Origin of the sequence: Enterobacter cloacae complex sp. 6730903, from assembly GCF_048283985.1 — a bacterium.
Lineage (GTDB): Bacteria > Pseudomonadota > Gammaproteobacteria > Enterobacterales > Enterobacteriaceae > Enterobacter > Enterobacter hormaechei_C.
The window spans coordinates 14,177-34,307 of the sequence record NZ_JBLVXX010000034.1 but is presented as its reverse complement, the minus strand read 5'-3'; the positions used below and the strand labels follow the sequence as shown (position 1 = coordinate 34,307).

Here is a 20,131-nt window from a genome sequence, read left to right as displayed (position 1 = left end):
ACTCTCTTACAACCGAGAGAAATCATTGAAAAGTGCAAGCCCCATTAACAGCACCAGCAAAATCGAGCCAATGCGATAACTAAAGTCTTGAACTCGCTCGGATACCGGTCCGCCTTTTAGCTTTTCAATCGCTAAAAACAGCAGATGGCCCCCATCTAATACGGGAAGCGGGAACAGGTTGATTATCCCCAGGTTCACGCTAATCAGCGCAAGGAACATGAGATAGTAAATCACCCCGAACTCCGCTGACATCCCAGCCCCCTGAGCAATCGAAATTGGCCCACTGAGGTTGTTCAGTTTCACATCACCGGTTATCAATTTCCCCAACATGTTGACCGTAAGCTTCATCAGCTGCCATGTTTTATCCGTGGCCTCAACGATGGCGCTAAACGGCCCATACTGGCGTATTGTCTTGTACTCATCTGGCAGTGGGATCACTTTCGGCACAACGCCTGCAAACCCTTCCGCCTTACCGCCGCCCGATTTGGTATCCGGAGTGAGGGTCAGTGAGAGCGAACTCCCCTGCCTTTCCACTTCCAGCGCGAGCGGCTTGCCTGGATTATCGCGCACCAGAGTAACAAAGGTCATCCATTGTGTTAATGGCTGACCATCGACTTTAACGATCCTGTCACCCGCTTGTAAACCTGCTTTACTCGCTGCCGATTTGGCCTGTACTTCGGCTAATACCGGCTCGATCTGCGCGCCGCGCGGTCGAATCCCGAGTGCGGCGACAGGGTCCTCTTTGTCTGGCTCAAAGCGCCAGTGGCGTAAATCCAGCACTTTTTCCTGCCGCTGGTCGGAACCAAATGGCGATACGCTGACGGTTGTCTGCTCATCACCAATTTTGGCAACCAGTTGTAACCTCACGGCATCCCAATCAGGGGTTTCGATACCATCAATCGCTTTAAGTTCCATTCCCGGTGTAATTTGCGCCGTTGCCGCAATAGAACCCGTGGTGATTTCTCCCACAACCGGGCGCACGCCAGGCACGCCGATGATAAACACCAGCCAGTAGGCGAAGATAGCGAAGATGAAATTGGCTACCGGGCCGGCAGCGATGATGGCAGCACGTTGTCCAACAGTTTTATTGTTAAACGCGCGATGGCGAAGTTCCGGGGCGACAGGCTCAACGCGTTCGTCGAGCATTTTGACATAGCCGCCCAGGGGAATCAGAGCAATGACAAACTCGGTGCCATGCTTATCGGTGCGCTTCCAGAGCGATTTGCCAAAGCCAATCGAGAATCGCTCCACCCGCACACCACAGCGCCGGGCAACCCAGAAATGGCCAAATTCATGCACGGTAATCAGTACACCCAGTGCAACAATGAACGCCGCCAGATTCCAGAGAATGCTCAGCATAAAACCTTCCGTTATATCGTCCCAAACACCAGTAAAAGCAGGCAAGCAAATACGGGAACAGCCGCGGTAAGGCTGTCAATGCGATCCAGTATTCCGCCATGTCCTGGAATCAGGTGACCACTGTCCTTAATCCCTGCTTCACGCTTAAACATACTCTCGGTTAAATCACCCAGCACCGATGCCAGCGCCGCGAAAATCGAACATACCAGCAGGGTGGAGGGGGCAACCTCAAGATTCGCCCAGACGCCATAGCCCCAGGAGATAATCGCTGCCGTAAACAGGCCGCCGATGAAGCCTTGCCAGGTTTTGCCCGGAGAAACCTTTGGCGCCAGTTTATGTTTGCCGAACAGTTTACCAAACATATAGGCCCCGGAGTCAGCCCCCCAGACGAGAATCATCACATAAAGCAGCCATATCGCGCCGCTGTAGTGGTTTTCGTCATAGTGCCAGGCGCGCAGCGCAACCATCCCCCAGAAAAAGGGAACAATCGTGAGCAGACCAAAAATAAGGCGCAACACTTTAGAGTTACGCCAGATCGCGGCAGAGCCCGGATAGAAAAGCACTAAAACAAGCGCAGCAATCCACCAGGCCAGCGATATCCATAAGGAACCGGCAACCAGCGGCTGGTGAACATCGTGATGATATTCAGGCAAGGTATACAGCATCAGGGCCAGTAAAAAACCACAGAGTACCGCCAGCCATACCCGCTGAGTGCGCGAGGTAAAGCCGCTAAGCTGCCCCCATTCCCACGCGGCGAGCATACACACCACCAGCGTAACAATAGCGAATCCCACCGGAGGCAGTAAAAACAGCGCTGCGATGACGACGGGTATTAATACAAAAGCGGAAATCAGGCGATACTTCAGCAAAAGCTACCCCCATCAGGCGTTATCGCCACCAGGCTCGGTGCCGCCGAAACGACGCTCTCGATTGGCAAAGGCATGCAGCGCACCTTCAAAGTCTTGTTCATCAAAATCTGGCCAAAGAACATCCGTAAAGTAAAGTTCGGCGTAGGCAATTTGCCACAGCAAAAAGTTACTTATGCGATGTTCCCCCCCTGTCCTTATAACCAAATCCACGGGTGCCAGTTCATTCATGCAGATTTGCTGACTCAGCGCCTCTTCATCAATCTGGTCGGGTCTTAACAGCCCTTCCTGAACCTGCTCAGCCAAATGCCGAACCCCCTGGATAATATCCCAGCGTCCGCCGTAATTCGCCGCGATATTGAGCGTCAGGCCGGTATTATTTTCCGTCAGCGCTTCTGCTTTGCGAATCCGTTCCTGCAAACGTGAGTTAAAACGACTGGTTTCGCCAATAATACGCAAGCGGACGTTGTGGCGGTGCAGGCTTTTTACTTCACTATCGAGCGCCCACACGAACAGTTCCATCAACGCCGTCACTTCCTGCGCAGGTCGATTCCAGTTCTCACTGCTAAAAGCATAGAGCGTTAACGCATCAATGCCGTTATTGGCGGCAAAAGAGACGGCGCGGCGAACAGATTTCGCCCCAGCTTTATGCCCAAAGGCTCGTATCTTCCCTTGTCTTTTCGCCCAGCGGCCATTGCCATCCATGATGATTGCAACATGGCGACAGCCATGTGCTGGCAAGTTTTCGCTTATTGGTTGATTCGCAGACAACATAACGCGTTTTTAGTCCCTGAAAGGATTTAACGGTACACAGGAATACTGAAGCCTATACATAAAAAAGCCGTGTCAAACCACGGCTTACCTGACCACTTAAAGCCAAATACCTGCGATCAGGTGGCGCAGACTATATCACTGAAGCCCAACGCTAACAAATAGCACGACGACTAGTGCTTGCTTTATCACCAGCTTGCGAGACGTGTCACCTGTTTACGCGCAACAATGCGTGCCTGTTCATCCACGGCCAGCACCTCTTCCACGCTCTGCGGCTCACGCAAATCCATCATCTCCAGCACGGATAAATTCAACGCGGCGATATCAGTAAAGCGGATCTGCTGATTCAGGAATGCTTCAACGGTCACTTCATTGGCTGCATTAAGCGCCGTTGTCGCCGCCTGCCCCTGATCGAAGGCCGTCATCGCCAGTTTCAGACAGGGATAACGGTCATAATCAGGCTCGCTAAACGTCAGTGAACTCAGCTTACAAAAATCGAGAGGCTTAACGCCCGATTTTACGCGGTTTGGCCACGCCATTGTATGAGCAATTGGCGTACGCATATCCGGTTCGCCCAGCTGGGCCAGCACGCTGCCGTCCTGATAGCGCACCATCGAGTGAATCACCGACTGCGGGTGGATCAGCACTTCCATCTGTTTCGCCGACGCATTGAACAGCCAGCGAGCTTCAATGTATTCCAGACCTTTGTTCATCATGGTGGCCGAATCGACGGAGATCTTACGCCCCATTGACCAGTTCGGATGACGACACGCCTGATCCGGCGTCATTGCGCTCAATTCAGACAGTGGCGTTTCACGGAACGGGCCACCAGACCCGGTAAGCAGAATCGACACAACGCCATTCTGCTCCAGGTCAGCGTACCCCAGGTTTTGTTGAAAAGGTTGAGGCAAACTCTGAAAAATCGCGTTGTGTTCGCTATCGACCGGCAAAAGACGCGCCCCACGCTGTTTTACCGCCTCCATAAAGAGGCGTCCGCAGGTGACCAGCGACTCTTTGTTCGCAAGCAGGACATCTTTACCCGCATCAATAGCGGCAAGCGTCGGCAGAAGACCCGCCGCCCCGACGATTGCCGCCATGACCTGATCAACTTCATCAAGCGCGGCCATATCGCACGCCGCCTGTTGCCCGCTGAGTACCTCGGTACGGCAGCCCTTCTCCTGCAACAGCGCTTTCACCTGGCGGGCGCTCTCTTCGTCATCCATCACCGCAAAACGGGGGGTAAACTCCAGGCACTGTTCGACCATTCGCTGCACGTTTTTTCCGGCCACAAGCGCGGCCACGGTGTAGCTGTCAGGATTATGACGTACAACGTCGAGAGTGCTGCAACCGATAGAGCCGGTCGAGCCGAGGAGAGTGAGATGCTTCATGAGATGCCCAAAAGTTAGACCAGATAAAAGCAAAACGCCGCCAGCAAGACTCAATGTCCTTCTGAACGGCGTTTATCAGTGTACAGCGAAAATCAGAACTGCATCAGTTCCGCTTCTTTTTCTGCCAGCGCCGCATCAATTTTCTTGATCGCCGCGTCGGTCATTTTCTGAATGTCGTCCTGAGAACGACGATCGTCATCTTCGCTGATCTCTTTTTCTTTCAGCAGAGCTTTCACTTTATCGTTCGCATCGCGACGCACGTTACGCACGGAAACGCGACCCTGCTCAGCTTCACCACGCACGACTTTGATCAGGTCTTTACGACGCTCTTCCGTCAGCGGAGGCAGTGGAACGCGAATATCCGCGCCCGCTGAGCTTGGGTTCAGACCCAGGTCAGATGCCATGATCGCTTTTTCAACGGCCGGGCTCATTGAGCGATCGAACACGTTGATTTTCAGGGTACGGGTATCTTCTACCGTCACGCTCGCCAGCTGACGCAGTGGCGTAGGCGTACCGTAGTATTCTACGATGATGCCATCCAGCAGGCTTGGGGAAGCACGGCCAGTACGGATTTTGCTGATTTGGTTTTTGAACGCTTCTACGCATTTGTCCATGCGTACTTCAGCATCTTTTCTGATGTCGTTAATCACGTTACGAATCCTTGAAAACTTGTCTCAGGCAGACTATCCGCCAGCACAGCGCTACAGGTGTGCTAAGTATAGTCGCGTTTAATTCATGACAACGCCAAAGGCGCGCCCGGGTAAGATACCACGTCGAAATAAAGCGGAATCTTACCTGTATTTATCGCCGACGGAAATTATTCCGTGATCAAAGTGCCTTCTTTTTCGCCCATAACAACGCGACGCAGCGCGCCAGGCTTGTTCATATTGAAGACACGGATCGGCAGTTTGTGGTCACGAGCCAGCGTAAAGGCGGCAAGATCCATCACTTTCAGCTCTTTTTCCAGCACTTCGCTGTAGCTCAGCTGATCGTACATGGTCGCTGAAGGATCTTTTGCCGGGTCGGCAGTAAACACGCCATCGACTTTGGTCGCTTTCAGCACCACATCGGCTTCGATTTCGATACCGCGCAGGCAGGCTGCGGAATCGGTGGTAAAGAAGGGGTTACCCGTACCGGCGGAGAGGATCACCACGCGGTTGTTGCGCAGCAGGCTGATGGCCTCTGCCCAGCTGTAGTTATCGCATACGCCATTCAAAGGAATAGCGGACATCAGGCGAGCGTTCACATAGGCGCGATGAAGCGCATCACGCATCGCCAGGCCATTCATCACGGTTGCCAGCATACCCATGTGGTCGCCCACTACGCGGTTCATCCCCGCTTTCGCCAGACCAGCACCACGGAAAAGGTTGCCACCGCCAATGACCACGCCAACCTGAATACCCAGTTCGACCAGTTCTTTGATTTCCTGTGCCATGCGATCAAGGATGCTTGCGTCAATACCGAAGCCTTCCGATCCTTGCAGCGCTTCGCCACTCAGCTTAAGCAGAATGCGTTTGTACACGGGTTTTGCATTGGTAGCCATGTTTCTTTCCTGAGACTGTCAACGATTAAGATGGGGTTAATTCTGGCGACATGATATGTCGCAAATCAGCACAGCGATACTGGAGCCTGTCTGATTTCGTGAGACGGGTGACAAAAAGAAGCCGCCCTCAGGCGGCTCCTTTTCAATCATTAAGACTGCTTGGACATTGCAGCAACTTCTGCTGCGAAGTCAGTCTCAACTTTCTCAATGCCTTCGCCCACTTCGAAGCGGATGAAGCCAGTTACATCAGCGTTGTGCTCTTTCAGCAGCTGAGCAACAGACTTGCTTGGATCCATTACGAAAGGCTGGCCAGTCAGAGAAACTTCGCCGGTGAATTTCTTCATGCGGCCTTCAACCATTTTCTCTGCGATTTCTTTTGGCTTACCAGACTGCATCGCGATGTCCAGCTGAACCTGGTACTCTTTCTCTACCACTTCAGCAGACACGTCTTCTGGCTTAACGAATTCTGGTTTGCTTGCAGCGATGTGCATTGCCAGCTGTTTAACCAGCTCTTCGTCAGCGCCTTTAGCCGCAACCAGAACGCCGATACGCGCGCCGTGCTGGTAAGAGCCCAGCACGTCACCTTCCAGGGAAGCAACGCGACGGATGTTGATGTTCTCACCGATTTTAGCAACCAGCGCAACACGCTCTTCTTCGAACTGTGCTTTCAGAACTTCAACGTCAGTGATTTTGCCTGCAACCGCTGCGTCCAGAACTTTGTTAGCAAATGCCTGGAAACCAGCATCTTTAGCAACGAAGTCAGTCTGGCAGTTAACTTCCAGAATGATGCCGTAGTTGCCGTCGATTTTGGTGATGATCACGCCGTCAGCAGCAACGTTGCCTGCTTTCTTAGCTGCTTTGATCGCACCGGATTTACGCATGTTTTCGATTGCCAGCTCGATGTCGCCGTTCGCTTCGGTCAGCGCTTTTTTGCAATCCATCATGCCTGCGCCAGTACGCTCACGCAGCTCTTTTACCAGGGATGCGGTAATTTCAGCCATTCTTAAATCCTCGGGAGATGTGAACTGCCCGGCCGGGAGCCAAACAGTATAAATTGAAAAAAGGGGCCGATAATGGGCCCCTATTCATACACGGTACTAATAAGGGGTAAAACCTTATTATTCAGCTTCTACGAAGCTTTCTTCCGCCTGAGAAGCCAGATCCTGGGAACGGCCTTCACGAACGGTAGCAGCTACAGCGCTCAGGTACAGGCTAACAGCACGGATTGCGTCGTCGTTACCCGGGATAACGAAGTCAACACCGTCCGGATCGGAGTTGGTATCAACGATAGCGAATACCGGGATACCCAGGTTGTTAGCTTCTTTGATTGCGATGTGCTCGTGGTCTGCATCGATTACGAACAGCGCGTCTGGCAGGCCGCCCATATCTTTGATACCGCCCAGGCTGTTTTCCAGCTTGTCCAGTTCACGAGTGCGCATCAGCGCTTCTTTCTTAGTCAGCTTATCGAAAGTACCGTCCTGAGACTGGGTTTCCAGATCTTTCAGGCGCTTGATGGACTGACGAACAGTTTTCCAGTTGGTCAGCATGCCGCCCAACCAGCGATGGTTCACGAAGAACTGGTCGCAGCTGTTAGCAGCATCTTTCACAGCTTCGCTTGCAGCGCGCTTAGTACCAACGAACAGAATCTTACCTTTACGGGAAGAGATCTTGTTCAGCTCAGCCAGGGCTTCGTTGAACATTGGTACAGTCTTCTCAAGGTTGATGATGTGAACTTTGTTACGTGCGCCGAAGATGAAAGGCTTCATTTTCGGGTTCCAGTAACGGGTCTGGTGACCGAAGTGAACACCAGCCTTGAGCATGTCGCGCATGGAAACAGTTGCCATGTTTAAAACCTCTATATTGAAAGTTGGGGTTATGCCTCCACGTATCCCATATTACCGACCCCGAAGGGCACCCCGGAATATGTGCCGATACGTGTGTGTTGTTACACAAAGTGAGATTTGTCGCTCCCGTCCAGCCTGTGTATCTGAAATGGATCGGAAGTCCGGCGCGCTTTATATCACAAAACACGGCCAGAAACCAATAATTGTTGGCGGAGTGTGCTGTTAATGATTCTCAATTTGGCACGGGGTGCGCCTGACTGATACCATTGACAACACTTACACTAGTATTGTCGAAAAAATCGACACCGATGGACAGATTACATGGCTATCTCTATTAAGACACCTGAAGAAATTGAAAAGATGCGCGTCGCCGGTCGTCTGGCCGCGGACGTGCTGGAAATGATCGAGCCGTTTGTGAAACCGGGCGTCAGCACTGGCGAACTGGATCGCATCTGTAACGACTATATCGTCAACGAGCAGCACGCGGTCTCCGCCTGCCTTGGCTATCACGGTTTCCCGAAATCCGTCTGCATCTCTATTAATGAAGTGGTTTGCCACGGCATTCCGGATGACGAAAAACTGCTGAAAGATGGCGACATCGTCAACATCGATGTGACCGTGATTAAAGACGAGTACCACGGCGACACTTCTAAGATGTTCATCGTTGGCAAGCCAACGATTCTGGGCGAGCGTCTGTGCAAAGTGACGCAAGAGAGCCTCTACCTGGCGCTGAAAATGGTGAAGCCGGGCATCCGCCTGCGCACCATCGGGGCGGCTATCCAGAAATTTGTGGAAGCGGAAGGTTTCTCCGTGGTGCGCGAATACTGCGGTCACGGCATTGGCCGCGTCTTCCATGAAGAACCGCAGGTTCTGCATTACGATGCTGACGACGGCGGCGTAGTGCTGCAAAAGGGCATGACCTTCACTATCGAACCAATGGTCAACGCGGGTGATTACCGCATCCGTACCATGAAAGATGGCTGGACGGTAAAAACCAAAGACAGAAGCTTGTCTGCCCAGTACGAGCATACTATTGTGGTTACAGACAACGGCTGCGAAATTATGACCTTGCGCAAGGATGACACCATCCCGGCGATACTGACGAACATTGAGTGATAAGAAGCCGGCGAATGCCGGCTTTTTTAATGGCGATAGCTTTTTCTTATGGGTGGCGCACGATGAGTAATCTCTTACCCGAACAGTATGCTAACACAGCACTTCCCACCCTCCCCGACCAGCCTGATAACCCGGGCGTCTGGCCACCGCATGAGCTGACCTGCGCGCATATCAAAGCCCACATGGAGGTTTTCCATCGCTGGCTGGGTAGCGCATTTGACGCAGGTGTTTCGGCCGAGCAGCTCATTGAAGCGCGCACCGAATTTATCGACCAGCTCCTGCAACGTCTGTGGATCGACTACGGTTTCGGACAGGTGAGCGACGTCGCGCTGGTTGCGGTCGGCGGCTATGGCCGGGGTGAACTGCATCCGCTCTCTGATATCGACCTGCTGATCTTAAGCCGTAAAAAACTGCCGGACGATCGGGCGCAGAAAATCGGTGAACTGTTGACCCTGCTCTGGGACGTAAAGCTGGAAGTGGGCCACAGCGTACGCACGCTGGAAGAGTGTCTGCTGGAAGGGTTATCTGACCTGACCGTCGCCACCAACCTGATTGAAACCCGCCTGCTGATTGGCGACGTGGCGCTGTTCCTCGAACTGCAAAAGCACATCTTTAGCGACGGCTTCTGGCCTTCGGAAAAATTCTTCGCCGCGAAAGTCGAAGAACAAAACCAGCGCCACCAGCGCTATCACGGTACCAGCTATAATCTCGAACCGGATATTAAAAGCAGCCCCGGTGGCCTGCGCGATATCCACACGCTGCAATGGGTCGCCCGTCGCCATTTTGGGGCAACATCGCTGGACGAAATGGTCGGGTTTGGTTTTCTGACCGAAGCCGAACGTAACGAACTCAATGAATGTCTGCATCTGCTGTGGCGCATCCGTTTTGCCCTGCACCTGGAAGTCACCCGCTACGATAACCGCCTGCTGTTTGACCGACAGCTCAGCGTGGCGCAGCGCCTGAATTACCAGGGCGAGGGCAACGAGCCGGTCGAGCAAATGATGAAGGATTTCTTCCGCGTCACCCGCCGCGTCTCTGAGCTAAACCAGATGCTGTTACAGTTGTTCGATGAGGCGATCCTCGCGCTGACGGCAGACGAAAAACCGCGTCCGATTGATGATGAATTTCAGCTGCGCGGCACGCTTATCGATCTGCGCGACGAAACGCTGTTCATCCGCGAACCGGAAGCGATCCTGCGAATGTTCTACACCATGGTGCGCAACAGCACGATCACCGGGATCTACTCCACCACCCTGCGTCATCTGCGCCATGCACGGCGTCATCTGAAGCAGCCGCTGTGTTACATCCCGGAGGCGCGCTCGCTGTTCCTGAGCATGCTTCGTCATCCGGGCGCCGTCAGCCGCGGTCTGCTGCCGATGCACCGTCACAGCGTATTGTGGGCTTATATGCCCCAGTGGTCGCATATTGTCGGACAGATGCAGTTCGACCTGTTTCACGCCTATACGGTGGATGAGCACACGATCCGCGTCATGCTGAAGCTGGAAAGCTTCGCTAAGGAAGAGACGCGATCCCGCCATCCGCTGTGCGTTGATCTGTGGCCACGTCTGGCGCACCCGGAGCTGATCCTGATCGCCGCCCTGTTCCATGATATCGCCAAAGGTCGCGGCGGCGACCACTCCGTACTCGGCGCCCAGGACGTGCTGAAATTTGCCGAGCTGCACGGTCTGAACTCGCGTGAAACGCAGCTTATCGCCTGGCTGGTTCGCCATCATCTGCTGATGTCGGTTACCGCTCAGCGTCGTGATATTCAGGATCCGGAAGTGATCAAGCAGTTCGCCGAGGAAGTGCAAACGGAGAACCGCCTGCGCTACCTGGTCTGCCTGACGGTGGCCGATATCTGCGCCACCAACGAAACCCTGTGGAACAGCTGGAAGCAGAGCCTGCTGCGCGAACTCTACTTCGCCACCGAAAAACAGCTGCGTCGCGGGATGCAGAACACCCCCGACATGCGCGAGCGCGTGCGCCACCATCAGTTGCAGGCGCTGGCCCTGCTGCGCATGGATAACATCAACGAAGAGGCGCTGCATCAGATTTGGGCGCGCTGCCGCGCCAACTACTTTGTGCGCCACAGCCCAAACCAGCTTGCCTGGCACGCCCGGCATCTGCTGAAGCACGACCTGACAAAACCGATGATTCTGCTCAGTCCGCAGGCCACGCGTGGCGGGACGGAGATCTTTATCTGGAGCCCGGACCGACCTTATTTGTTTGCAGCGGTCTGTGCCGAGCTGGACAGGCGTAACCTGAGCGTTCACGACGCGCAGATTTTTACCACCCGCGACGGCATGGCGATGGACACCTTTATTGTGCTGGAGCCGGACGGCAGCCCGCTGTCGTCGGACAGGCATGAGGGGATACGCTTTGGCCTCGAGCAGGCCATTACCCAGCGCAGCTGGCAACCTCCGCAGCCGCGTCGTCAGGCGGCAAAACTGCGCCACTTTACCGTCGATACCGAGGTCAATTTCCTGCCGACCCATACCGACCGTAAATCGTTCCTTGAGCTGATTGCGCTCGACCAGCCAGGGCTACTCGCCCGCGTCGGCCAGGTTTTTGCCGATCTGGGAATTTCGCTTCACGGCGCCCGAATTACAACCATTGGCGAACGAGTAGAAGATTTATTTATAATCGCGACGGCCGACCGGCGTGCCCTTAATAATGACCTGCAACTTGAAGTGCAACAACGGTTGACAGCAGCCCTCAATCCAAACGATAAAGGGTGACGTGTTTTTTAGTGAAATGGAAAGAGTAAACAATGCAGCAGTTACAGAACGTTATTGAGTCCGCTTTTGAGCGTCGCGCCGACATCACTCCGGCAAATGTGGATACCGTGACCCGTGAAGCGGTAAACCAGGTTATTTCCCTGCTGGATTCCGGCGCGCTGCGCGTGGCAGAAAAAATCGACGGTCAGTGGGTTACTCATCAATGGCTGAAGAAAGCTGTGCTGCTCTCTTTCCGTATCAACGATAACCAGGTTATCGACGGAGCAGAAAGCCGCTACTTCGATAAAGTGCCAATGAAATTTGCGGATTACGACGAAGCGCGCTTCCAGAAAGAGGGCTTCCGCGTAGTACCACCGGCGGCCGTTCGTCAGGGTGCCTTCATCGCACGCAACACCGTGCTGATGCCATCCTACGTGAACATCGGCGCCTACGTTGACGAAGGCACCATGGTAGACACCTGGGCTACCGTCGGCTCCTGCGCGCAGATCGGTAAAAACGTTCACCTGTCCGGCGGTGTGGGCATCGGTGGCGTTCTGGAGCCACTTCAGGCTAACCCAACCATCATCGAAGACAACTGCTTCATCGGCGCACGTTCCGAAGTGGTTGAAGGCGTGATCGTCGAAGAAGGTTCTGTGATCTCCATGGGCGTTTATATTGGCCAGAGCACCCGTATTTACGATCGCGAAACCGGTGAAATTCACTACGGCCGCGTTCCAGCCGGTTCCGTTGTGGTTTCCGGCAACCTGCCGTCTAAAGATGGCAAATACAGCCTGTATTGCGCGGTCATCGTGAAAAAAGTGGACGCGAAAACGCGCGGTAAAGTGGGCATCAATGAACTGCTGCGCACCATCGATTAATCGGGTATAACAAAAAGCGGGGGCAACCCCGCTTTTTTTATATCCGAAGGTGGCGAAAATAGATTTTTTCGTTAATTATTCATAGGTTATGTTGAGATCAAGGGTACCGCTATGTACGATAATCTGAAAAGTCTGGGCATTACCAATCCTGATGAAATTGATCGTTATAGTCTCCGCCAGGAAGCCAATAACGATATTTTGAAAATCTATTTTCACAAGGACAAAGGAGAGTTCTTCGCCAAAAGCGTGAAGTTTAAATACCCTCGCCAGCGTAAGACCGTTGTCGCTGACGGTATCGGTCAGGGATATAAAGAAGTACAGGAAATCAGCCCTAACCTGCGCTACGTGATCGACGAACTCGATCAAATCTGCCAGCGCGATCGCAGCGAAGTCGATCTGAAACGTAAGATCCTTGACGACCTGCGTCACCTGGAAAGCGTAGTCACCAATAAGATCAGCGAGATTGAAGCAGATCTTGAGAAATTGACGCGGAAATAAAAGCAAAACGGCAATCCTTGATTGCCGTTTTTAATGTTTGTGCCCTCTCCCCGTGGGAGAGGGATGGGGTGAGGGCACCAGACCGCACTTAGTTATCTCTGTTCATCCAGCTGCAACGCCACATACAGCAGTAGCCGGTCGTCAAAATTCCCTAAATCCAGCCCCGTCAGTTCCGAGATCCGGTTAAGCCGATACTCCAGCGTATTACGATGAATAAAGAGCGCTTTTGACGTTGCCAGCGGCTGCACGTTATGTCGGAACCATGCCTGCAAGGTGCGGCGCAGCAGCCCGTTGTTGTCCATCGCTTTCAGACGCACAAGCGGACGCGCCAGCTCGTTGGCCTGCCAGCCACCGCGCAGGCTGTCGAGCAGGACCGGCAGCATCAGATCCTGATAGAAATAACTGCGGCTCTCCGGCATGCGCTGTTTCCCTACCATCATGGTGGTGCGCGCCGTTCGCCACGAACGGGCGATACTTCCCGGCCCGGTAAAGTAATTTCCCAGCGCGACGCGAAAACGGAGCTGTCCGTTCTCCTTCATGCGCTCGATGAGCAGCTCAACGCGGCGACGATGATCTTCCGCGTCCCAGCGGCCAAACTGATTAAGCGCAGGCTTGAGCACCACCATTTCCGTCAAAGAGACAATCGCCACCAGGTTGTTACGCTCCGGCGTCGCCAGCATGTTTTGCAGCTGCTGTAGCTCCACCATGGCGCTGTCCACACCAAGCTGGCCGCTATCCACCTCAATAACGGCGACCACGCGCGGCTGATTCAGGTCGATACCCAGACGCTGCGCCCATTCGCTCAGGGCAGGCGTGTGCTCCTCCGCCTGAATCAAATTCATCACCAGCTCTTCGCGCAGGCGGCTGTCCTGGGCGAGCAGGTGCATCAGACGCGACTGCTCCAGCATCATCTCGGCCGTCATGCAGACCAGCTCGCCGTATTTACGCAGCGATTCAGGATCGCCGGTCAGACCGATAACGCCAACAATCTCTCCTTCCAGACGCAGCGGCAGGTTGATCCCCTGACGGACCCCGTGCAGATGTTTCGCCACGGCGTCATCGATATCGACCACGCGCCCCTGAGAGAGCACCAGCAACGCCCCTTCGTGCAATTCCCCAATACGCTCACGATCGCCGCTGCCGATAATGCGCCCGCGGGCATCCATTACGTTGATATTGGTATCAATGATGCGCATGGTTCGCGCCACGATATCCTGCGCCATTTTGGTATCAAGATGCCAGCCAGCCATATAACCCTCCCGTGAGCAGAGCTCAAGCATAGGGAAGTTCAGCTAAGGCTGCATTGTGCAGATGCCCAAAGGCAGAGAGAGATGTATGGAGTTGTGGGAAAGGTCACAGAAACGAGAAAGCCCCTGCGAACAGGGGCTTAAGAAGATTACTGCATCAGGAGATAAATAGAGGTATCACCACGCTGAATATTCAGTGCCAGCACGGACGGCTTGCTGTCGAGAATTTTGCGCAGTTCAGCGATGTTTTTCACCGGCTGCTGGTTAGCGCCCATGATCACATCACCTTTTTTCAGGCCGATACGGGCAGCAGGTGAGTTCGCTTTCACGTTGTTCACCACCACGCCTTTATCTGCCCCTTTGTTGCTCATCTCGGCACCTTCAATACCGCTGAAGATGGTGCTGGAATCGACCTGATTCTGACTGCTCTGTTGCAGTTCCAGGCTCACGTTAACCGGCTTACCTTCACGCAGCAGGCCGAGGGTCACTTTACTGCCGATTGGCATAGAACCCACTTCCGCACGCAGGGCGGCAAAGCTGCTGATCGGTTTACCGTTCAACGAGGTAATGACGTCACCCGCTTTAATGCCGGCTTTCGCCGCCGAGGAGTTCGGCATGACCTGGCTTACGAATGCGCCGCGCTGAGCGTCCACTTTCATCGCTTTCGCCAGCTCGGAGTTCAGCTCGGTACCCATGATACCCAGCTCACCGCGTTTCACCTGTCCATATTGCACCATCTGCGCAGTCAGGTTTTTCACCATGTTGCTTGGGATAGCAAAGCCGATACCGATGTTGCCACCGTCCGGTGCCAGGATAGCGGTGTTGATACCGATCAGCTCACCGTTCAGGTTAACCAGCGCACCGCCGGAGTTACCACGGTTAATGGCCGCATCCGTCTGGATGAAGTTTTCATAGTTTTCCGCATTCAGGCCGCTACGTCCCAGCGCGGAGACGATACCCGAGGTCACGGTTTCGCCCAGACCAAACGGGTTACCGATGGCGACGGTGTAGTCACCCACGCGCAGCGCGTCAGAGTCGGCAAGCTTAATCGCCGTCAGGTTCTTCGGATCCTGGATTTGAATCAGCGCGATATCAGAGCGCGGGTCTTTACCAACCACTTTGGCATCGAATTTACGGCCATCGCTCATCTGCACCTTAATGGTGTTAGCATTATCTACCACGTGGTTATTGGTCACCACGTAGCCTTTCGCTGCATCAATAATCACGCCCGAGCCGAGTGCCATGAATTTCTGCTGCTGGCCGCCGCCCATGCCGTCATCCCCTGCACCGCCGCCCTGACAGAACGGGGAGCTTTGGAATGGCGAACCGTCCTGGCAGAATGGCGAATTGTCGCCGAAGAACTGCTGGAAATTACGCGGCATACGCGGCGTATTGACGGTCGTGCTGCCCTCAACGTTAATACTCACCACCGATGGCATCACTTTTTCGAGCATCGGGGCCAGGCTTGGCATCTGCTGCGCAGTCGCTGCCGAGGAAGCTGTCTCGGCCGCCATCGCCAGAGGGGACAGCGCTAAACCTAAACTCAGAGCCAGTGCACTCATTGCTAATGTGGTTTTTTTCATGTTTCTCAATCTCGATTTACCAGATAACGCAAAATTGCTGTGTAACTCAGATTCGTTTTATACCGCTTAGTTCCGGGATTAAGTTTATGGAAAAAGTAAAAATTTATTGGTCGTCTTTACAAAACTCATGGCTTATTCAACGGCCATAAGCTTGCGGTATTCATCCCAGGCATACAAATCTGTCATCCCGCTGATATAGTCCTGGATAAGACGACAGCGATAATAATATTCCATAACTGGCCAGTGGGAAGAATGGCGATCTATTTTACTGACGGCCTCAATGTATGCCAGCCGGTGGCGGGTTGAAAGCTTCTGATAGAGACGAGATTCAATCGGCAGGCGGCGAACACGTTCATTTTCGACCAGCTCGCAAAACTCATCGACCGTCAGCTGGAGCAGCGGACCATAAATTTCCAGCAACCCGCTGATAACCCGGTATCCTTGCAGCTCCAGCTGCTCGACATCCGGGTGGCTGAAAACATGGCGAACAGCCACGTTTTTATATAATTCAAGCAGCTGACTAAAACTGCTCTCATCTTCAAGCAGGGCGTGATTAAATTCCCCGCTAAATATCATCGGCAAATTATCAATGAAACGGGCGGCCGCATACGGCACCAGTTTATTCAGCGTGTTCACCCGCAAATACATAAAGAACTGATCTTCGGTACTGCGGCTCAGCGAATTTGAACGCGATTTATCCCAGGCATTTTCGACGACCTGCGCAAACAGAGAACCTTTTTCATGCTCTCCCCAGGCATCATGAAGATGCTGATACAGCTCCTCGACGCTGAATATTCTTTTTTCCACCGCGTCTTCCAGATCGGCCACGCAATAAGAAATGTCATCAGCCGCTTCCATAATCCATGTCAATGGAAAACGGCCATTGGGGGTCAGAGACAGTTCTTTACGCAACCGCGCGATGTATGCTTCTTCCGATAGGTAATAGCCCGGTTTTTTCATCAGGTAACTATGCGTGGCGGGCGTTTCTCCGGTCCACCATGCGGGACGCGTGTATTTAAGAATACAGCCGACCTGGGCCCAGGTCAGATTCATCCGCATCAGGGAGTGCACCAGACGGATCCCCTGCGCGTTACCCTCGAAATGACACAGATCCTGGCGCACCTTACGGCGCAGATCGTTCAGGCTATCTTCACCTTCACGCAGGCGTAAATCGCGTACCACACAGCGGTCATCGCTGAGCGGCTGGCTTATGGCGTCAGAGGGAAAAAGCCGCTGTTTAAACCAGTCATTGATGGCGGCCTCGCCGAAATGACCAAAGGGAGGATTGCCGATATCGTGCATCAGGCAGGCCATCTCGACGATGCTTTCGAACGGCCCGGTCAGTTCATCCAGTCCGTAGGTTTCCAGCAGACGTTGCTCTTTAAGGCGGCTGAGGATCTCTTTCGCAATGTAGCGTCCCACCTGCTGCACTTCCATGGAGTGCGTTAACCGCGTACGCACCGCGGCGTTACGCTCCAGCGGGAACACCTGGGTTTTTTGCTGTAACCGGCGGATGGCGGGCGAGTTGATGATGCGTCCGCGATCGCTTTCGAAAATGCGCAGGATCTCATGTTCGCTCTTTTCGCCCTGTGGCGAACGGAAACGTCGGTGCCAGTTAATTTTGGTGCGAAAATCGATTGGTGCCATGTGCTCCCCCGCGTGAGAATGCGTTTCCCCTTAACCGCATGATAGACTATGCATCTTAACAAGGCACATCGCGAGTAAATCTATGAAAATCGGCATTATTGGTGCAATGGAAGAAGAAGTTACGCTGCTGCGTGACAAAATTGAGAACCGTCAGACCCTCTCCCTCGGTGGCTGTGAGATCTACACCGGCCAGCTGAACGGCGTTGACGTGGCTCTGCTGAAATCAGGCATCGGTAAAGTTGCAGCGGCACTGGGCGCGACCCTGCTGCTTGAGCGCTGCAAGCCTGACGTTATCATTAATACGGGTTCTGCGGGCGGTCTGGCGCCGACGCTGAAAGTGGGCGATATCGTGGTTTCCGACGAAGCGCGTTACCACGATGCAGATGTCACCGCATTCGGCTACGAATATGGTCAGCTTCCAGGCTGCCCGGCCGGGTTTAAAGCGGATGATAAGCTGATTGCCGCCGCTGAAAGCTGCATTAACGAGCTGAACCTCAATGCGGTGCGTGGCCTGATCGTCAGCGGCGATGCCTTTATCAACGGCTCTGTCGGTCTGGCGAAAATCCGTCATAACTTCCCGCAGGCTGTGGCCGTTGAGATGGAAGCCACGGCCATCGCGCACGTATGCCATAACTTCAGCGTGCCGTTCGTGGTCGTTCGCGCGATCTCTGACGTGGCGGACCAGCAGTCCCACATCAGCTTCGACGAATTCCTGGCCGTTGCGGCCAAACAGTCCACCGTGATGGTGGAAACCCTGGTGCAGAAACTGGCGCGTGGGTAAGGTGTCATTCAGGGCGCTGGTCGCCCTGCTTCTGCTGCTCGCTCCGGCCTGGCTCATCGCCGCGCCGCGGGTGATCACTCTCTCCCCTGCCAATACGGAACTGGCGTTTGCCGCCGGGATCACGCCCGTTGCGGTGAGCAGCTTTTCCGATTATCCACCGCAGGCCGCCCATATCGAACAGGTTGCCACCTGGCAGGGAATGAACCTGGAACGCATCGTGGCGCTAAAGCCCGATCTGGTCCTCGCCTGGCGCGGCGGTAATGCCGAACGGCAGGTGAACCAGCTCTCTTCGCTGGGAATAACGGTGAAATGGGTGGACGCGGTGAGCATCGAACAGGTGGCGCAAACCCTCCGTGACCTCGCGCCCTTCAGCCCTACCCCACAACGCGCCGGGCAGGCTGCACAGCAGATGCTCAACGACTATGCCGCGCTAAAAGCCCGATACGGCACGCAACCGAAACAACGCGTTTTTCTGCAATTTGGCAGCCAGCCGCTGTTCACTACCGGGAGAGGTTCGATCCAGAACCAGGTGCTTGAGACCTGTGGAGGTGAAAATATCTTTGCCGAAAGCCGGGTTCCCTGGCCCCAGGTCAGTCGTGAGCAGGTTCTTGCCCGACAACCGCAGGCCATTGTGGTGGTCGGAAATGCGAGCGAGATTCCTAAAATAGAACAATTCTGGCATCGGCAGCTTAAAATTCCGGTCATCGCACTCAACAGCGACTGGTTTGAACGCGCCAGCCCGCGTATTATCCTCGCCGCAAAACAACTCTGCGCCGAACTTGCAGAGAGTCACTCAAACAGATAAATACCCCCTTCGAGGATTTAACGATGCTCGTGTATTGGCTGGATATTCTTGGCACAGCCGTTTTTGCTATCTCCGGCGTTTTGCTTGCCGGAAAACTACGCATGGACCCTTTTGGCGTACTGGTACTCGGCGTTGTTACGGCGGTGGGAGGCGGAACGATCCGCGATATGGCGCTGGCAAACGGCCCGGTATTCTGGGTAAAAGATCCCACGGACCTGGTGGTGGCGATGGTCACCTGCCTGTTAACCATCGTGCTGGTTCGTCAGCCTCGCAGACTGCCAAAATGGATATTGCCGGTGCTGGATGCCGTCGGTCTGGCGGTTTTTGTGGGGATAGGCGTGAATAAAGCCTTTATTGCCGGGACTGGCCCGCTGGTGGCGATCTGCATGGGCGTGTTAACCGGCGTGGGCGGAGGGATTATTCGCGACATACTGGCGCGAGAAGTCCCGATGATCCTGCGAACGGAAATCTACGCGACGGCCTGTATCATCGGGGGGATTGTTCACGCCACGGCGTATTACACCTTTGCTGTCCCGCTGGAGAATGCGGCGATGCTGGGGATGGTGGTCACGCTGGTGATCCGTTTAGCGGCGATACGCTGGCACCTGAAGCTGCCGACCTTTGCGCTGGATGAAAATTCAAGATAGATATCGTTTATAAGCCCGGTAGCGCTTCGCTTACCGGGCCTACAATCTGCATTCAGGCTTAAATACTGAACGACGAACCACACCCGCAGGTGCTGGTTGCATTCGGGTTAGTCACCACAAAGCGCGAACCTTCCAGACCTTCAGTGTAGTCCACTGAACCGCCCACCAGATATTGCAGGCTCATCGGGTCAACCACCAGCGCGACGCCCTGTTTCTCGATAGTCATATCACCATCGTTAACCTGATCGTCAAAGGTAAAACCATACTGGAAGCCACTACAGCCGCCGCCGGTAATATAAACACGCAGTTTCAGATCCGGATTGTCCTCGTCGGCAATCAGGGTTTTCACTTTTTTCGCTGCTGCTTCGGTAAATTCCAGCGGCAACGCTACGTCATCACTCATCTTATGCTCCCATGAATACTGCGACTGCTATTGGGCAA

At 54.1% G+C, this 20,131-nt stretch carries 19 protein-coding genes; 7 read left to right on the top strand and 12 right to left on the bottom strand.

Translation table 11 applies throughout. The features are described from left to right. Positions 1-6: 6 nt before the first annotated feature. From rseP to rpsB, 8 genes are all read right to left on the bottom strand, one after another. Entirely contained in the window at positions 7-1,359 is a 1,353-nt protein-coding gene (gene rseP, locus ACNQ0W_RS17125) for a sigma E protease regulator RseP (RefSeq protein ID WP_003856174.1), read from the bottom strand. 11 nt (positions 1,360-1,370) lie between these two features. Further along, positions 1,371-2,228, bottom strand: a complete 858-nt coding sequence (gene cdsA, locus ACNQ0W_RS17120) for a phosphatidate cytidylyltransferase (RefSeq protein WP_003856175.1) — start codon at positions 2,226-2,228, stop codon at positions 1,371-1,373. Between the two features lie 12 nt (positions 2,229-2,240). Next, positions 2,241-2,999, bottom strand: coding sequence for a (2E,6E)-farnesyl-diphosphate-specific ditrans,polycis-undecaprenyl-diphosphate synthase (ispU, locus tag ACNQ0W_RS17115; protein WP_003856176.1), 759 nt, complete (start codon positions 2,997-2,999; stop codon positions 2,241-2,243). Between the two features lie 185 nt (positions 3,000-3,184). Beyond that, positions 3,185-4,384 (bottom strand): 1-deoxy-D-xylulose-5-phosphate reductoisomerase, encoded by a 1,200-nt coding sequence (ispC, locus tag ACNQ0W_RS17110; RefSeq protein ID WP_023315432.1) that lies wholly within the window; start codon positions 4,382-4,384, stop codon positions 3,185-3,187. Between the two features lie 92 nt (positions 4,385-4,476). Continuing rightward, the gene (gene frr, locus ACNQ0W_RS17105; protein WP_003856180.1) at positions 4,477-5,034 is read right to left on the bottom strand and encodes a ribosome recycling factor; all 558 of its coding nucleotides are present in this window, start codon (positions 5,032-5,034) and stop codon (positions 4,477-4,479) included. A gap of 167 nt (positions 5,035-5,201) precedes the next feature. Further along, positions 5,202-5,927, bottom strand: coding sequence for a UMP kinase (gene pyrH / locus ACNQ0W_RS17100; protein ID WP_003856194.1), 726 nt, complete (start codon positions 5,925-5,927; stop codon positions 5,202-5,204). Positions 5,928-6,076: 149 nt separating this feature from the next. Next, positions 6,077-6,928 carry a translation elongation factor Ts gene (tsf, locus tag ACNQ0W_RS17095; RefSeq protein WP_003856196.1) on the bottom strand — a complete coding sequence of 284 codons (852 nt, stop codon included), beginning with the start codon at positions 6,926-6,928 and terminating at the stop codon, positions 6,077-6,079. A 117-nt stretch (positions 6,929-7,045) separates the two neighbouring features. Next, positions 7,046-7,771 carry a 30S ribosomal protein S2 gene (rpsB, locus tag ACNQ0W_RS17090; protein ID WP_003856207.1) on the bottom strand — a complete coding sequence of 242 codons (726 nt, stop codon included), beginning with the start codon at positions 7,769-7,771 and terminating at the stop codon, positions 7,046-7,048. Between the two features lie 321 nt (positions 7,772-8,092). On the opposite strand from rpsB, the gene map reads away from it, so the two are divergent. The 4 genes from map (at position 8,093) to ACNQ0W_RS17070 (ending at position 12,980) form a co-directional block, all read left to right on the top strand. Beyond that, complete coding sequence (gene map, locus ACNQ0W_RS17085; RefSeq protein ID WP_015572721.1) at positions 8,093-8,887, top strand: type I methionyl aminopeptidase; 795 nt, start codon at positions 8,093-8,095, stop codon at positions 8,885-8,887. A gap of 62 nt (positions 8,888-8,949) precedes the next feature. Then, positions 8,950-11,625, top strand: coding sequence for a bifunctional uridylyltransferase/uridylyl-removing protein GlnD (glnD, locus tag ACNQ0W_RS17080; RefSeq protein ID WP_003856210.1), 2,676 nt, complete (start codon positions 8,950-8,952; stop codon positions 11,623-11,625). Between the two features lie 32 nt (positions 11,626-11,657). Further along, entirely contained in the window at positions 11,658-12,482 is an 825-nt protein-coding gene (gene dapD, locus ACNQ0W_RS17075) for a 2,3,4,5-tetrahydropyridine-2,6-dicarboxylate N-succinyltransferase (RefSeq protein WP_003856214.1), read from the top strand. A 111-nt stretch (positions 12,483-12,593) separates the two neighbouring features. Further along, positions 12,594-12,980, top strand: a complete 387-nt coding sequence (locus tag ACNQ0W_RS17070; RefSeq protein WP_003856216.1) for a DUF3461 family protein — start codon at positions 12,594-12,596, stop codon at positions 12,978-12,980. A 92-nt stretch (positions 12,981-13,072) separates the two neighbouring features. Here ACNQ0W_RS17070 and ACNQ0W_RS17065 read toward each other — a convergent pair whose 3' ends face one another. The 3 genes from ACNQ0W_RS17065 to dgt form a co-directional block, all read right to left on the bottom strand. Next, positions 13,073-14,230 carry a CdaR family transcriptional regulator gene (locus tag ACNQ0W_RS17065; protein WP_003856217.1) on the bottom strand — a complete coding sequence of 386 codons (1,158 nt, stop codon included), beginning with the start codon at positions 14,228-14,230 and terminating at the stop codon, positions 13,073-13,075. A gap of 146 nt (positions 14,231-14,376) precedes the next feature. Next, positions 14,377-15,810: a serine endoprotease DegP gene (gene degP / locus ACNQ0W_RS17060; RefSeq protein ID WP_023303104.1), complete on the bottom strand. Its 1,434-nt coding sequence runs from the start codon at positions 15,808-15,810 to the stop codon at positions 14,377-14,379. A 132-nt stretch (positions 15,811-15,942) separates the two neighbouring features. Further along, entirely contained in the window at positions 15,943-17,457 is a 1,515-nt protein-coding gene (dgt, locus tag ACNQ0W_RS17055; RefSeq protein WP_062932321.1) for a dGTPase, read from the bottom strand. Between the two features lie 82 nt (positions 17,458-17,539). On the opposite strand from dgt, the gene mtnN reads away from it, so the two are divergent. Genes mtnN through ACNQ0W_RS17040 form a run of 3 tightly spaced genes read left to right on the top strand, consistent with a single transcriptional unit; the run spans position 17,540 to position 19,690 of the window. Then, positions 17,540-18,238, top strand: a complete 699-nt coding sequence (gene mtnN, locus ACNQ0W_RS17050; RefSeq protein ID WP_003856223.1) for a 5'-methylthioadenosine/S-adenosylhomocysteine nucleosidase — start codon at positions 17,540-17,542, stop codon at positions 18,236-18,238. After that, positions 18,231-19,043, top strand: coding sequence for a vitamin B12 ABC transporter substrate-binding protein BtuF (gene btuF, locus ACNQ0W_RS17045; RefSeq protein ID WP_062932322.1), 813 nt, complete (start codon positions 18,231-18,233; stop codon positions 19,041-19,043). The genes mtnN and btuF overlap by 8 nt, the downstream gene beginning before the upstream one ends. 23 nt (positions 19,044-19,066) lie before the next feature. Next, on the top strand, positions 19,067-19,690 hold the full coding sequence (locus tag ACNQ0W_RS17040) for a TRIC cation channel family protein (protein ID WP_003856227.1): 624 nt from the start codon (positions 19,067-19,069) through the stop codon (positions 19,688-19,690). A gap of 58 nt (positions 19,691-19,748) precedes the next feature. Here ACNQ0W_RS17040 and erpA read toward each other — a convergent pair whose 3' ends face one another. Beyond that, complete coding sequence (gene erpA / locus ACNQ0W_RS17035) at positions 19,749-20,093, bottom strand: iron-sulfur cluster insertion protein ErpA (RefSeq protein WP_003856230.1); 345 nt, start codon at positions 20,091-20,093, stop codon at positions 19,749-19,751. Between the last annotated feature and the right edge of the window lie 38 nt (positions 20,094-20,131).

What these genes read in the sequence shown, in the direction of transcription:
- rseP (WP_003856174.1), bottom strand. Translation starts at nt 1,359, where the DNA reads ATGCTGAGCATTCTCTGGAATCTGGCGGCGTTCATTGTTGCACTGGGT.
- ispU (WP_003856176.1), bottom strand. Translation starts at nt 2,999, where the DNA reads ATGTTGTCTGCGAATCAACCAATAAGCGAAAACTTGCCAGCACATGGC.
- ispC (WP_023315432.1), bottom strand. Translation starts at nt 4,384, where the DNA reads ATGAAGCATCTCACTCTCCTCGGCTCGACCGGCTCTATCGGTTGCAGC.
- pyrH (WP_003856194.1), bottom strand. Translation starts at nt 5,927, where the DNA reads ATGGCTACCAATGCAAAACCCGTGTACAAACGCATTCTGCTTAAGCTG.
- tsf (WP_003856196.1), bottom strand. Translation starts at nt 6,928, where the DNA reads ATGGCTGAAATTACCGCATCCCTGGTAAAAGAGCTGCGTGAGCGTACT.
- rpsB (WP_003856207.1), bottom strand. Translation starts at nt 7,771, where the DNA reads ATGGCAACTGTTTCCATGCGCGACATGCTCAAGGCTGGTGTTCACTTC.
- map (WP_015572721.1), top strand. Translation starts at nt 8,093, where the DNA reads ATGGCTATCTCTATTAAGACACCTGAAGAAATTGAAAAGATGCGCGTC.
- glnD (WP_003856210.1), top strand. Translation starts at nt 8,950, where the DNA reads ATGAGTAATCTCTTACCCGAACAGTATGCTAACACAGCACTTCCCACC.
- dapD (WP_003856214.1), top strand. Translation starts at nt 11,658, where the DNA reads ATGCAGCAGTTACAGAACGTTATTGAGTCCGCTTTTGAGCGTCGCGCC.
- ACNQ0W_RS17070 (WP_003856216.1), top strand. Translation starts at nt 12,594, where the DNA reads ATGTACGATAATCTGAAAAGTCTGGGCATTACCAATCCTGATGAAATT.
- ACNQ0W_RS17065 (WP_003856217.1), bottom strand. Translation starts at nt 14,230, where the DNA reads ATGGCTGGCTGGCATCTTGATACCAAAATGGCGCAGGATATCGTGGCG.
- degP (WP_023303104.1), bottom strand. Translation starts at nt 15,810, where the DNA reads ATGAAAAAAACCACATTAGCAATGAGTGCACTGGCTCTGAGTTTAGGT.
- dgt (WP_062932321.1), bottom strand. Translation starts at nt 17,457, where the DNA reads ATGGCACCAATCGATTTTCGCACCAAAATTAACTGGCACCGACGTTTC.
- mtnN (WP_003856223.1), top strand. Translation starts at nt 17,540, where the DNA reads ATGAAAATCGGCATTATTGGTGCAATGGAAGAAGAAGTTACGCTGCTG.
- ACNQ0W_RS17040 (WP_003856227.1), top strand. Translation starts at nt 19,067, where the DNA reads ATGCTCGTGTATTGGCTGGATATTCTTGGCACAGCCGTTTTTGCTATC.
- erpA (WP_003856230.1), bottom strand. Translation starts at nt 20,093, where the DNA reads ATGAGTGATGACGTAGCGTTGCCGCTGGAATTTACCGAAGCAGCAGCG.